The sequence below is a fragment of the Actinomycetes bacterium genome (assembly GCA_036000965.1).
GTDB lineage: Bacteria > Actinomycetota > CALGFH01 > CALGFH01 > CALGFH01 > DASYUT01.
Window position 1 is genome coordinate 1 of record DASYUT010000189.1, and the last position, 12,602, is coordinate 12,602.

Genomic DNA, 12,602 nt, shown 5'->3' on the forward strand with positions numbered 1-12,602 from the left:
CCGGCCCAGGAAGCGGACCTCCACGTAGCTCGCGACCATCCAGCCCAGCGGGGAGGTGGGCCTGGTCAGCACCTGGTCGAAGCTGCCCTTGCGGACCACCTCGGAGAAGAACGCCGGCTCGAGCCGGTCGCCGAACACCAGCCCGAGCCCCTGGCCGGCCGCGCCGAGGCCGACCAGCAGCACGACCTCGGGCGCGGTCCAGCCGGCGAGCGAGCCGAAGCCCTCGACCACCAGCACCACCCCGACGATCTCGGTGATCACGACCAGGCCTGTCCCGAGCGTCCGGAGCACGAACCCGGCCGGATGGCGTACCCGGCCCCGCAGGGTCGCGGCCGCGAGCCGCCGGTACACCGCGGCCGCGGCGCGCGCCCGCCCCGCCCGCCCCGGTCCCGGGGCGGGCGGCAGGCCGGCCCCCGGTCGTACCGCCTTAGTCACCGTGGACCACCAGCCGCCGGCAGGCCAGCGAGAGGGTCACCCGGCTCGCCACGCCCAGCACGACCACCCAGGCCACCTGGCGGGCCAGCGACGCCGGCACCGACTGGCCCACGGCCACGTGGACCGGCGCCATCAGCATCGCGTACAGAGGGCTCCCCTCGGCCAGGGCCCGAAGCGCCGCCGGGAAGTAGTCGATCGGGATCACGAACCCCGACACCAGCCACAGCACCGGGAAGACGACGTTGAACACCGCCCGGTAGTCCGACGACCAGAACGCGACCGTGCCGAACAGGAACCGGATCTCGAACGCGACCACGCTGGCGAGCACCATGCTGACCGCGACCAGTAGCCCCCCGGCCGGGGTGGTGGGCAGGGCCAGGGGGAGGAGCGCGGCCGCGCCGAGCAGCGGCAGCGTGGAGCGGAAGAGCAGCTGGTTGAACGTCCGGCCGAGCTCGTAGGCGAGCTGGCGCAGCCAGGGGTCGCCGGGCCGGGTCAGCTCGACCACGAAGTCACCCGAGCGCACCGCCTCCGGGAACTCCCAGATCCAGCTCGCCCAGACCACCCCGAACATCGCCTGCACCATCCACAACGTAGGTGAGGGCGTCGGCCAGGCCGAGCCCGCCCACGACCGCTTCGGGCCGCTCCCGGTACAGGGCGTAGAACAGCGCGGTGCGGACCAGCCCGAAGAACAGGTTGGTCAGCAGCCCGCTGACGAGCGCCAGCCGGTAGGTGGCCTGGCGGCGGAAGCCGGCCGAGAGCAAGGCGAGGTAGGCGTGCACGAACCTTGCAGTGTCCCACAAGGGTCCGCCGCCGGCCACGGACTTCCCGGTCGGACCGCTATCGTGGCCCCATGGCAGGGCACGGACGTGAGGACGGGGACGGGGCCGGGCGGTCGCGGGCGCGCCTGGTCGCCAGTGACCTCGACGGCACCCTGCTCCGGCCCGACGGGACGGTGTCAGAGCGGACCCGGGCCGCGATCGAGCAGGCCCTGGCCGGCGGGGTGGCGTTCGTGATCGTCACCGGCCGGCCGGCTCGCAGCGTCCGTGAGATCGCCGACCGGGCCGGCGTGCGCGGGCTCGCCATCTGCGCCAATGGCGCCCTCGTCTACGACCTCAACGCCGACGAGGTGGTCGCCACCGCCCCGCTGGCCGCCGAGGTGGGCAGGCGCCTGGTCTCCGAGCTGCGGGCGGCCCTGCCCGGAGCCTTGTTCGCGTCCGAGACCGAGGAGCGGTTCATGTCGGAGACCGGCTGGGGCGGGAGGGGCCTGGCCGCCACCGACCGGGTGGAGCTCGACGACCCGCTTGGCCTGGTCGCCGCCCCAGTCATCAAGCTGCTGGTCCGCCACCCCGAGCGGCCCTTCGCCGAGCTGGTGGAGCGGGCCCGCGCGGTAGCCCGGGACGAGGCGGTGGTCACCTGGTCGGGGGTCGGGCTGGCCGAGATCTCGGCCGCGGGGGTGACCAAGGCGTTCGCGCTCGACCAGGTGTGCCGGCGGCTGGGTATCGCCCCGGCCCAGGTGGTCGCGCTCGGCGACATGCCCAACGACCTCCCCATGCTCGCCTGGGCGGGCAGGTCGGTGGCCGTGGCCAACGCCGACGAGCAGGTGCTCGCTGTGGCCGACGAGGTCACCGCCGCCAACACCGACGACGGGGTGGCGATCGTGCTCGAACGGCTCATGGACGAGCGGAGACGTTGAACGGTGAGAGCCCCGCCGCTGCGTGTCGTCCAGCGGTGATCCCCTGGCCGCTGGTGTCGTCGAGCGGTGAGAGCCCCTGGCCGCTGCGTGTCGTCGAGCGGTGAGAGCCCCTGACCACTGCGTGTCGTCGAGCGGTAAGAGTCCCTCGCCGCTGCGTATCATCCGATATGGGTAGGATTGCTCGCGCTCGTCAGGCCGGCGAGTGACGGGACGTCACTGCGGAGGTGATCCACCATGTCGAGCTCGCATGCCGACCCGGACGACGAGCGTGCCAGCCAGCTCGCGGACGAGGCGCGGCCGTTCCTCTCGGTGCAGGGCTTCAGCAACGCGCGGATCGATGAGCTCGCCCGCGCCTTCGTCGCCCGCCCGACCGGCGACGACGACGACTTCACCGCCTGGGCCCTTGCCGAGGGCCGCTTCGGTCAGGAGCGTGGCGTCGACGTCTGATCGCCCTGCGGCGCGTCAGCCGGATCATGCGTCAGCCGGATCGATGTGCCTGTCGAGCAGGCGCTCGGCGGTGACCTGGTCGAGCGTGAGCGCGTGGTCCTCCGCCGCGCTCGGCTCGATCACCTGGAGGTAGCTCAGCAGGGCAGGCTGCAGGTCGCGCCAGAGGGCCCTAGCGCTTCCTCGTCCCCGCGCGCGGCACCGGCGAGTACGGCCGGGAAGGTGGGGCCGATCATGCTTGCCGTGCACTCCTCCGAGGCAGCGAGCGTCCAAACCATACCAAATTGCCCGTTGCCGCCGAGTCCTGTCAACGCCGTGCCGGCACCCGGGGCCCGGCCGTGGGGTCCGGCCGTCGGCCCGGCCGTCGGGCCCGGCCGTGGGGTCCGGCCGTGTGGCCCGGGGTGCCGCCGTCTACTGGGATGCCTGGCGTTCCAGCTACCGGAACCGCTTCGGGGATCGTCGAACGAGTCCGGCGACGGGTGTAACGCCGCCGGTGCAAGGCGCGCTCTCCCCTTTGGACACGGATCCGCCGTTCCGTCGCCCTTCGGGCGATACCTCCGGCTCGTCGAGCATCAGGCAAAGGGTGGAGCAGCATGGTGAGAAAGGTAAGGAGCAGGAGGCTGCTGGTGCTGGTCGTGCTGGCCGTGCTGGTGGCTGCCCTGGGCGTCGCGCGGCTCGCGTCCGCAGCCCCTGGCAACGACGGCACGGTGAAGATCCACGAGGGAGCGGTGGAGCCGAGCCCGATCACGAAGAACCAGCCCCACGTCTGCACGTTCCATGTCCACGCCCTGTTCTTCGACGCCAGCCAGACCTTGACCTTCGAGATCAAGTCCTGGCCGCCGGAGGGTGACCGCACCACGAAGCTGAGCGGGGCCATCCAGACCGACGCCACCGGCGCGGGTCGCGCGCCGGCGACCGGGGCCTTCTCGTTGCCCGACGGCCACTACAAGCTGTTCGTCGACACCGGCGACGGCATCAAGCACAAGGTGTTCTGGGTCACGTGCGCGGCGGCCACCACGACCACGACCTCCGGCGCGACCACGACGACCTCCGGCGCGACGACCACGACCTCGGGCGCCACGACGACCACCTCCGGCGCGACGACCACCTCGGGGGCGACCACCACGACCAAGGCGCCGTCCACCACGGTGGGCGGGACCTCCAGCACCGCGGGCGCGACCACCACGACCAAGGCGCCGTCCACGACCGTGGGCGGGACCTCCAGCACTGTGGGGGCGACGACCACGACCGTCGGCGCGACCACCACGACCAAGAAGGCGCCGCCGTCCACGACCGTGGGGGCGACGACCACGACCAAGGCACCGCCCACGACCGTGGGCGCGACGACCACGACCAAGGCGCCGTCCACCACCGCGGGCGGGACCACCACGACCAAGGCGCCGTCCACGACCGTGGGCGGGACCTCCAGCACCGCGGGTGGCGTGACGACCACCTTCGGGGCCACGACGACCACCTCTGGGGTGACCACCAGCTCGGTCGGCGGTTCGACCTCCTCAGCGGCGCCCAGCAGCTCGGTCGGCGGGATCTCGTCCACGCAGCAGCGGGTCGGGGGCGGCGTGCTGGCGTCGACCGGCAGCAGCGACGTGCTGCCGCTGCTGGTGGCGGGCCTCGCGCTCCTCGGGATCGGTGCCGCGAGTCTGCGCGCCGCCGCCCGCCGCCGCCGCGCCTAGCCGAATCCGGGTCGCGCGACGCGTGGCACGGACCGCCGCGACGCCGGCCAGCAAGGGTGGTGCATTCCCCGGCCACCCTTGCTGGCCTCCAGCTTCCCAGGGCGAGGCCCCAGCGACCCCCGCCGCACCGGCCACGCTCACGCTGATCTTCCCCTGCTACAACGAGGCTGAGCGTCTGCCGGGCACGCTGGGCGCCTATCTCGACCGCCTGTCACGGGTGCCCGGCCAGGTGGAGGTGCTGGTCGTGGACGACGGGTCGACCGACGCCACCTCCGCAGTGGCGAGAGAGATCGCGGCCGGCGACACGCGCGTCCGGGTGCTCCGTGCCGAACCCAACCACGGCAAGGGGTTTGCCGTGCGGGCGGGGATGCTGGCCTGCGAAGGGGAGCTCGTCGTGTTCACCGACGCCGACGGCTCCTACGGCCCGAGCGAGGTGGAGCGAGTCGCGGCCGCGCTGGCCGACGCGCCGGTCGCGATCGGCTCGCGGGACCTGCGCTCCTCAGCCGGCTCCCGCACCCGCCAGCTCGCCAGCAGGCTGTTCAACCTCGCCATCCGTGCACTGCTCGGCCTGCCGTTCCGCGACACCCAGTGCGGCCTCAAGGGCTTCCGCCGCGAGGCGGCGCTCGAAGTGTTCGGCCGCGCTCGGCTCGACGGCTTCGCGTTCGACGTCGAGGTCCTGTACCTGGCGCGCCGGCTCGGCCTACCGGTCGCCGAGGTCGAGGTGCGGGCCGAGGAGCGCGACGGGAGCAAGGTCCGGCTTGTGGTCGACGCGCTCCGCATGCTGCGCGAGGCGCTCGCCGTGCGCCGCGCGGCCGCCCTGGGCGCCTACGAGCGCGGCCCGAGGCAGTAGCCGCCCGTTCAGGCGGCCACGTCGACGGCGACCCGGGGCGGCCCGGTGAGCTCCATGACCCGGAAGCCGACCCGGCCGCTGAGGCCGAGCCCGAACGCGAGCTGGGCCTCGAAGTCGTCGGCCAGCACGACCTGCCGCAGCGACGGGAGCCTGGGCGTGAGCCTCGGCCCGTGCCAGGTGGGGACCCCGGCCTCGGTGTGGGCGTTGGCCGGGTCGAACAGCACGCTGAGGAACGCCAGCCCCTGGACGGGCACGCGCTGCCCGGAGCCGAGCCCGGTGATCTCGGCCACGTAGCCGACGCGCCAGCCGGGCGGCCCGCTCCGGAACTCGAAGGTGACCCGGTCGAAGCCGTCGTGGTGGGCGGCCCGGACCGCGACCAGCTGCGCCTGCGCGCCCGTGCGGACCTTGGCGGCCGGGCGGCTCGACCAGCCGGCCGAAGCGGTGCCGGCCGCTCGGGAAAGGGCCGTGGTCGGGGTGCCCGCAGCACTGCCGCCGGCCGCGGCCAGGGTCGTGCCCGCCGGCCTGGCGGCGTCGCGGTCGCGGCCAGCCGTGCAGCCGGTTGCCAGGGCCAGACAGGCGATGATGGCGAGGGCACGGACCGGTCGCATGCTGCCTCCTTCGGTCGGGAACGCCGGTTCCAGGCGGTGGGCGGGATCCCGCGGTCCGCCCACCCGGCCCATGAATCGGCCGAACGACTCGAAAGGATAACCCAGGCGGGGGGGAGGGGCGTGGCGGCCCGCTCAGGCCTGCTCGTCGGGTGCTTCGAGGATGCGCCGGAGCACGTCGCGGAGCAGGCGCTGCTCGCCGGGGCTGAGCATCGCGATCGGTGCTGGCACCTCGTGGAGCAGCGCGAGCAGGCGCTTGCGGGTGGCCACCCCTTCCGGGGTCACGACCAGGGTCTTCACCCGCCGGTCGCTCGACGACACCTGGCGCTCGACGAGCCCCCGCTTCTCGAGGCGGTCGGCGATGCCGGTCACGTTGGACGCGTCGCAGGCCAGGCTGCCGGCGAGGTCGCGCATGGGCAGGGGCTGGTCGGGCTCGAGCTGACGCAGCGCGTGGGCCTGGGGTGGTGAGAGCCGCAGTTCGGCGATGGTGCGGCTGAACCGCTGGCGCATCCGGGAGGCTGACAGCTCGATCAGGAGCTCCCAGATCTCCCTGGCCTCTGGACTCGGCCTTGGCTCCGCACCCGGCTGCGGCGTCTCGCTCATCCCGCGAAGCATAGCACCCAATACTTGACAACCTCTAGCAATCGTGCCGAGGTAGGGCTGGTGACAGTGCTCCAGCCGGTCGGCGGAAGCGAGGTTGACCATGCGACGGTACCAGGGCTTCCGCGCCTCCCTCCCCCTGCTCGCGCTCGTGGCGGCCTCCCTGCTCGGAACGGCCTGTGTCGGCATCGGCGTCGGCGTCAAGGGCTCCGGCAAGATCGTGGACGAGGAAGTGCAGGTCGACTCGTTCGACCGCATCGACATCGGCTCGGCCTTCAAGGTGCAGGTCTCGTTGGGGGAGCGGGACGCGCTCACCCTCCACGTCGACGACAACATCCGCGACCGGATCGAGTACGGCGTGTCCGGGGGCACCCTCCGGCTCCGGCTCAAGCCCCGGTCCCCGGTGCGGGATGCCACGCTCCGGGCCGACGTGTTCGTGCGCAGGCTGCGCGAGGTGCGCGCATCCGGCGCCTCGAACGTGCAGATCGACTCCGAGCTGACCGGCGATGCCGTCGCGGTCGGCCTCTCCGGGGCCAGCGAGGTCAGCGGCCGGGCCAACGTGGGCGCGCTCCGGGCCGAGCTCTCGGGCGCGTCCAAGATGCGGTTCGCAGGGAAGGCGAGCGGGCTCACGGTCCAGGCGAGTGGCGCGAGCGGCCTCGACCTCGGCGAGCTCGAGGCCGAGCGGCTCGACGTCCAGCTGTCCGGCGCCAGCAAGGCCACCGTGTCGGCGACCGGCACGATCTCGGCCGACCTGTCGGGTGCGTCGAGCCTGCGGTACAAGGGGAGCCCCCGGTTCGAGCGCCAGCAGACCTCGGGCAGCTCCTCGATCGAGCGGCTCTGAACCGCTCGAGCGCCAGCGGGGCTCGGGCAGCTCCTCGATCGAGCGGGCGATCGAGCGGGCTCTGAACCGCCGCGCCGCCTGCGCGGCGCCCGCTACCCGGGGGGCCGGAGCGGGGCCGTCGCAGGGGCGGGCCCGGCGAGCACACCGCTCGGCAGGCGGCGGGCCACGACCACGCCGGCCAGCCCCATGCATGCCGTCATCGCGAAGGCGATCGCGATGCCGGTGCCCGGGCGCCACCCGGCCGTGTCGCCCAGGGCCACCGCCACCCCGCCGAGCCCGGCGCCGAGGGCGACGCCGAGGTTGTCGGCGAGCTGCATCGCGGCGATGGCCGAGCCCTCATGCCCGGCCGGCGCCTCCTTGAGCACGATCAGCGAGATCGGCGCGTACGCCAGGCCGATGCCGAACCCGGCCACGCCCCAGGCTGCCACGCCCAGTGCCAGGGGCACGGCTGGGTGGACGGTCGCGGCGATGCCAGCGATCCCCACCACCAGGACCAACAGGCCGGTGACGACCAGGCGGCGGCCGCTTGACACCCGCGACCTGCGCTCCTGCACCCAGGCCGCAGCGGTCCAGGAGAGCGTCGCGGCCGTCACCGCGAGGCTGCCGACGGCCGTGCTCTGCCCCCGGACCGCGGTGACGGTGAGCGGCACGTAGGTGTCGGCCCCGAAGAACGCGAAGGTCAGCATGCCGCGGGAGAGCACCGCAACGGGCAGCCCGGGCCGGGCCCGCAGCGTCCCGGCCGGCAGCAGGCGGAGCAGGGCACGCAGGCCGAGGGCGACGCCCGCCACGGCCAGCGCGACGCCAAGGGCCGGCGACCGGCCGGTGAGGCGGGTGAGCCCGGCCAGGAGCAGCCCGGAGCCCGCGGCGACCCGGACCGCGTCGACCAGGCGGGCGGAGCGCCGGGCGGGCTCGGCCGGCGGCCCGATGCGGCGCAGCGAGCCGACGGTGAGCGACGCCGAGCAGACGACCAGCGGCAGCAGGCCGAGGAACACCACTCTCCAGCCGAGATGGCTCGCGACCAGGGCGCTGAGCGCCGGGCCGACGATGCCGGGGACCACCCAGGCCGTGGACGTCACCGCAAGGATCCGTGGGCGCAGCTCCTCCGGGAAGCAGCGGCCGATGCTGGTGTAGGTGACCGCGGTGATCGCGCCGGCACCGAGCCCTTGCAACCCCCGCGCGACCACCAGCACGAGCATCGTCGGGGCCAGGCCGCCGATGATCAGGCCGGTCGCGAACAGCATGATCGCGGCCACGAACGGGGGCGCCGGCCCTCGCCGGTCGGTCTGCTCCCCGGCCACGACGATGCCGACCAGGGTGCCGAGGAAGAACGCGCTCGTCACCCACCCGTACAGGCGAAGCCCGCCGAGGTCGTCCTTGATCGCGGGCAGGATGGTGATTACCGCCAGGGACTCGAAGGCCACCAGGGTCACGGTCAGGACCAGCCCGATGGTGAGCGCCCGCCGCTCCGGCGCCCGCAGGCCGCCGCTCACCAGCGCCCGTCGCCGTTCGGGGCGGTGGAGGTCACGAGCTGGGCACGGCCGACGAGCGCCTCCTCGGGAGCGGGCGGGGTCATGCCAGTGTGCCATCGGGGCCGCCGCGGGCGTGCTGGTGGCCGGGCGCCGGCCGCCCTGGTCTCCGGCGTCCCGGGTAGGGGAGGGGCGCCGTGATCCCCTCCCCCCTCCCGGTGGCACCGCTGCCGATCCGGCGGCAGCAACCAAGCCGCGGTGCCAGCCCGACACCACACTCGTGTCGGCGCCACGAGCCTGCCCGTTGCTGCTCATGGATCGGTAACGACCAGCGCCGCACGGTCAGGCACCACCAACGGCATGACGCGCAGAAGGCGCCCTCGCCTCGCGGGGGGGCCGACGAAGCGAGCGCGCCAACCGCACCATACCCATCTTTCGGGTATGCGAACCTGTCAACTCGGGTATGCGAACCCGTCGACGGCCGGCACCGTCAACGGCCGCACCGTCAACGGCCGCACCGTCATCCGGAGCTGCTCCACGGTGAGGGCCCTGAGCCGTCCGGCCGCCAGTTCGATCGCGAGCGGGATGCCGTCCAGCCGGCGGCACAGCAGGGTCACGGTCGCGTGGTTGCGCTCGTCGATCGTGAAGTCTGGCCGGAATGCGACCGCCCGGTCAGCCAGTAGCTGGACCGCCTCGGAGGGGAGTGCGAGCGGGGGGATTGGAACCCCCACGGGTTGCCCCACCGGGACCTAAACCTCCTGAGGTCGGTCCCACGCCGTCCTAGCGTGTCCCGCTAGATCCCCTCTGACCAGGCAGTTCGCGCGTTCCTCGTGCTACTGCGTCTCGTCTGGTATTACCGCCTGCTGGCGTGTCCCGTTGACAAATCCGCTGACATCCGCGGGCCGCCTTGTCCTCTCGCTGGCCGCACGAAGCGGCCCCGGCACAGCCGCTACTGGCCGGGGTCTCGCACCCGAGAGGACACCCCAGATGCACCCTGACCCTACCAGGTCGCCCGAACCCGCACAGCGGGAACCCAAGCGATGCTCGGCCTGCACCCAGCTCAAGCCGGCCGAGGACTTCTACGCCAGCCACGGCCGCCTGTCCAGCTACTGCAAGGCATGCCAGCGGCAGGCGGCCCGACGCGCCTACCGCCGCCGCCGCGACGACCCGGCCGCCCGCGCCCGCATGCGCGCGGTCGACCGGCGCCGCAAGCAGCAGGAGCGGGCGCGACTGGCCCGGCTCGATCCCGACCGGGAGCGTCGCACCAGCCGGGCCCGGCGGGCCGCCGCCCGCCGCCTGATCGCCGCCCACCACACCGAGTACCTGCGCCTGCTCCGCCATGAGCTGGCCGTCGCCGACCGGGGCGGTGAGCACCGTGGCTGAGCCCCTCACCGTCCAGTCCGACCACCGGTCGCCGCGTGGCCGTCCGTGGGATCTCGGCCCCGAGGTTACCGAGCGGGACCTGCTCGCGCTGGCGTGGATCGCGGAGCAGTACACCGTCCGCACCGACGTGCTCGCCGTCCTGCTTGGCCGGCTGTCGCCGGCCTCGCCGCGTCGGCCCGGCCGGCTTGGCGGTCGCACCGTCCGCCAGCGGGTGGAGCGCTGGGAGCAGGCCGGCTGGGTCGAGCGCCGCCGGCTGCTCGGCCAGTCCTGGGTCCTACTCACCCGGGCTGGGCTGCGCCTCGCCGAAGTCCATTTCGACCCGTGGGAGCCGGCCGCCGCCCGGCTCGCCCACCATCACGCCGCCGCGCTGGTGCGGCTGGCCCGCGAGCCGGTCCCCGGGCGGGCGGCTGGGTCTGTGAGCGGGCGTTGTGGCGCCGCCGCGGCAAGGCGAGCTGGCACCTGGCCGACGGCGCCCTCCCGGCCCCGGTCCCGCCGGGCTGGCAGGCCCAAGGGATCGACCAGGCGCGGGAGCTGGTCGAGGTCGAGCTGCACCAGAAGCCCCGCCCGCGGGTCCTCGCCGCGCTGACCACCGGCCCGCCACACACCGCCCGGGTCACCTACTACGCCCCGCCGGGGCTGCTGCGCCCGCTGAGCGTGCTGCTGGCGTCGGTGGTGCGGGAGCTGGGCGGCCGGCCCGAGGTCCGGGTCGAGCCGCTGCCCGAGCTTCGCGGGCTGGCCTGCGGGGTGCGGCATGAACCCCTACGACAACCCCTGGGGTGGCTGGCCCGGCCAGGACGCACGCGGCTGGGGCGGCTGGGCGCCCCACGACCCCCGCTGGGGTCACCACCGTGGCCCGGTCCACCCCAACCAGCTCGGCCACCGCATGCCCTCTGGCGGGCCACCCCCGCCCGGCCTCGGCGCGCTGTGGCTGGCGCTGGTGCTGCTGGTGGTAAGCCCGCTGGTGCTCCTGGCTGGTCGGGCAGGCGCTGCTGCGCGCGACCAGCTGGCGGCCCTGGAAGGTCGCCGCCGGCGCGGCCGCTACGAGCACCTCATGGTCGCCCGCACCACCATCTCCGACGGCTGGCGGGCACGGGCCCGGGCGCTGGTCGCGCTGGCGCGGTCCTGGCGGCCGGACGAGGCCCTGCCAGGGGCGCGGGCGTGGCGGGACGCTGAGCAGGCGGCGCAGGGTGCCCTGGCGGGTCGGCCGGGCACCTGGCGATCGAGCCACCCCCCGCCCGCCACGAGCCCGGGGACGGCGGCCCGGGCGACAACGGGCCACCCTCCGCCCGCCACGTCCGCTGGGATGGCGACGGCCCCGACCGGCCGCCCGGCGCGTCGGCCGAGCCCGAGCCCCGGCCGGTCACCGCGGCGCGCCACCGGCTGCGCCTGGCCGTGGCCACCGCTGCCCGCCAAGCCGACACCGACACCATCCGGGCGCTGGTGGGGGAGGCCGACCGGCGGGGGCTTGCCACTGCCGAGCTGGTCGCGGTGGCCGAGCGGCACTGGCCCCGGCTCCGCGTCCGCGCGCGCCGGGCCGGCCGACGCTGGGCGGCCGGCAGTGCCCGCTGGGCCTGGACCCACCGGCCACGGCGCGCCGCGAGCGGTCGTGTCATCCAGCAACAGGACCGGCCGTGAGTCCCCCGCGACCGCTACGAGGTGGGTGCGCCCGGTCCCGGCATGACGCCCAGCTGCTGCAGGAAGCTTGCCATGTCCGGCCCACCCCAATGCTCGGCCTGCTTGCCGTCCTGCATGCGGTAGAAGTCGACCCCGTTGGTGGTGGTGGCCGTGCCGGTGGCCGGGATGCCCATGAAGTCGCCCTGGTGGGTGCCCGTGTAGGTCACCCGAGCGGCGACCAGCTCGCCCTCGCCGATGACGTCGTGGACCTCGGCGTGGAGATCGGGGAAGGCCTGGTGGACCATGGCGAAGAACTGCTTGGCGTCCTGGCTGGTCCGACTCCCAAAGGTGTGGTCAATCCCCTCGGGGGCCAGCAGCTCATCGACGGCGTCCAGGTTCTTGCGGTTGAAGACCTCGTCGTAGAACCGGCGGACGACCGCCTTGTTGTCCTCGGCTGGCATGGCTGCCTCCTTGGGTCGGCCGGACCTGGGCGGAGCACCAACAGCGCGGACCTTAACCGACGCAAGCTCGCCGGTCCATGGCCCCGATGGGTGGCCTGTCGGCTGCGCCTGCCGGTCCGCACCGTGGGGATTGCCTGCCTGTGTCCTCCCAGGGTGGTGCCACCCCGCGCCCTGCAAGGCCGGTCCGTTCCTCCCTTCGGTCCGGTACTCCCGTCGCTGCGCGACAGCCTGCGGCTGGCCTTTCCGGCCGCGGGGACCCCGGCACCTGGGAGGAGGAGCCACCGGCAGGCACCGACCCGGAAGGGGAACCAAGATGCGCGACTGGCTGGACGACCTCATCGGCGCGGCGCGGGAGCGCCGGCCGATCCCGTGTGGCGGCTGCGGCCGGGCGTGGGACCGGGCCGACATGCTCGAAGCCTCCCTGCCCCACATCCGCGTCAACTTCGGCGTGCCCGACCCCGACCGGCCGGGCCGGGACCTCGAGATCACCGTGAGCCGGCTGGACTGGGTCGGGCCGTG

General features: G+C 74.2%; 17 protein-coding genes. 9 read left to right on the forward strand and 8 right to left on the reverse strand.

What is annotated here, in order from left to right; genetic code table 11:
• The 3 genes from VG276_17765 to VG276_17775 form a co-directional block, all read right to left on the reverse strand.
• On the reverse strand, nt 1-435 hold a 435-nt coding region (locus VG276_17765; protein HEV8651180.1), incomplete at its 3' end, for an ABC-2 family transporter protein.
• Entirely contained in the window at nt 428-1,006 is a 579-nt protein-coding gene (locus VG276_17770) for an ABC-2 family transporter protein (protein ID HEV8651181.1), read from the reverse strand. The genes VG276_17765 and VG276_17770, both read right to left, overlap by 8 nt.
• Complete coding sequence (locus tag VG276_17775; protein ID HEV8651182.1) at nt 945-1,235, reverse strand: hypothetical protein; 291 nt, start codon at nt 1,233-1,235, stop codon at nt 945-947. The genes VG276_17770 and VG276_17775 overlap by 62 nt, the downstream gene beginning before the upstream one ends.
• Before the next feature lie 50 nt (nt 1,236-1,285).
• Between VG276_17775 and VG276_17780 the strand changes: the two genes are divergently transcribed.
• The 4 genes from VG276_17780 (at nt 1,286) to VG276_17795 (ending at nt 5,113) form a co-directional block, all read left to right on the forward strand.
• A complete protein-coding gene (locus VG276_17780) occupies nt 1,286-2,128 on the forward strand; it encodes an HAD family hydrolase (protein ID HEV8651183.1) in 843 nt (280 codons plus the stop codon).
• A gap of 234 nt (nt 2,129-2,362) precedes the next feature.
• The gene (locus tag VG276_17785; protein ID HEV8651184.1) at nt 2,363-2,575 is read left to right on the forward strand and encodes a hypothetical protein; all 213 of its coding nucleotides are present in this window, start codon (nt 2,363-2,365) and stop codon (nt 2,573-2,575) included.
• A 590-nt stretch (nt 2,576-3,165) separates the two neighbouring features.
• A complete protein-coding gene (locus VG276_17790; protein HEV8651185.1) occupies nt 3,166-4,263 on the forward strand; it encodes a hypothetical protein in 1,098 nt (365 codons plus the stop codon).
• 22 nt (nt 4,264-4,285) lie between these two features.
• Complete coding sequence (locus VG276_17795; protein ID HEV8651186.1) at nt 4,286-5,113, forward strand: dolichyl-phosphate beta-glucosyltransferase; 828 nt, start codon at nt 4,286-4,288, stop codon at nt 5,111-5,113.
• Nucleotides 5,114-5,121: 8 nt separating this feature from the next.
• Here the strand turns inward: VG276_17795 and VG276_17800 are convergent, their stop codons facing one another.
• Together VG276_17800 and VG276_17805 are read right to left on the reverse strand one after the other, a co-directional pair.
• Nucleotides 5,122-5,721, reverse strand: a complete 600-nt coding sequence (locus tag VG276_17800; protein HEV8651187.1) for a hypothetical protein — start codon at nt 5,719-5,721, stop codon at nt 5,122-5,124.
• A gap of 132 nt (nt 5,722-5,853) precedes the next feature.
• A complete protein-coding gene (locus tag VG276_17805) occupies nt 5,854-6,321 on the reverse strand; it encodes a MarR family transcriptional regulator (protein HEV8651188.1) in 468 nt (155 codons plus the stop codon).
• Nucleotides 6,322-6,421: 100 nt separating this feature from the next.
• Between VG276_17805 and VG276_17810 the strand changes: the two genes are divergently transcribed.
• On the forward strand, nt 6,422-7,159 hold the full coding sequence (locus VG276_17810) for a head GIN domain-containing protein (protein ID HEV8651189.1): 738 nt from the start codon (nt 6,422-6,424) through the stop codon (nt 7,157-7,159).
• A 92-nt stretch (nt 7,160-7,251) separates the two neighbouring features.
• On the opposite strand, the gene VG276_17815 is transcribed toward VG276_17810, so the two are convergent.
• Both VG276_17815 and VG276_17820 read right to left on the reverse strand, forming a co-directional pair.
• Entirely contained in the window at nt 7,252-8,649 is a 1,398-nt protein-coding gene (locus tag VG276_17815; protein HEV8651190.1) for an MFS transporter, read from the reverse strand.
• 428 nt (nt 8,650-9,077) lie between these two features.
• Nucleotides 9,078-9,356 (reverse strand): hypothetical protein, encoded by a 279-nt coding sequence (locus tag VG276_17820; GenBank protein HEV8651191.1) that lies wholly within the window; start codon nt 9,354-9,356, stop codon nt 9,078-9,080.
• 256 nt (nt 9,357-9,612) lie between these two features.
• Here VG276_17820 and VG276_17825 point away from each other — a divergent pair, with 256 nt between their 5' ends.
• The 3 genes from VG276_17825 to VG276_17835 all read left to right on the forward strand — a co-directional run bounded on the left by VG276_17825 (nt 9,613) and on the right by VG276_17835 (nt 11,643).
• Nucleotides 9,613-10,008 carry a hypothetical protein gene (locus tag VG276_17825; GenBank protein HEV8651192.1) on the forward strand — a complete coding sequence of 132 codons (396 nt, stop codon included), beginning with the start codon at nt 9,613-9,615 and terminating at the stop codon, nt 10,006-10,008.
• Complete coding sequence (locus tag VG276_17830; GenBank protein HEV8651193.1) at nt 10,001-10,594, forward strand: hypothetical protein; 594 nt, start codon at nt 10,001-10,003, stop codon at nt 10,592-10,594. The genes VG276_17825 and VG276_17830 overlap by 8 nt, the downstream gene beginning before the upstream one ends.
• An 806-nt stretch (nt 10,595-11,400) precedes the next feature.
• Complete coding sequence (locus VG276_17835) at nt 11,401-11,643, forward strand: hypothetical protein (GenBank protein HEV8651194.1); 243 nt, start codon at nt 11,401-11,403, stop codon at nt 11,641-11,643.
• Nucleotides 11,644-11,657: 14 nt separating this feature from the next.
• Here VG276_17835 and VG276_17840 read toward each other — a convergent pair whose 3' ends face one another.
• Nucleotides 11,658-12,083, reverse strand: coding sequence for an ester cyclase (locus VG276_17840; GenBank protein ID HEV8651195.1), 426 nt, complete (start codon nt 12,081-12,083; stop codon nt 11,658-11,660).
• Between the two features lie 313 nt (nt 12,084-12,396).
• Between VG276_17840 and VG276_17845 the strand changes: the two genes are divergently transcribed.
• On the forward strand, nt 12,397-12,602 hold a 206-nt coding region (locus VG276_17845; GenBank protein ID HEV8651196.1), incomplete at its 3' end, for a hypothetical protein.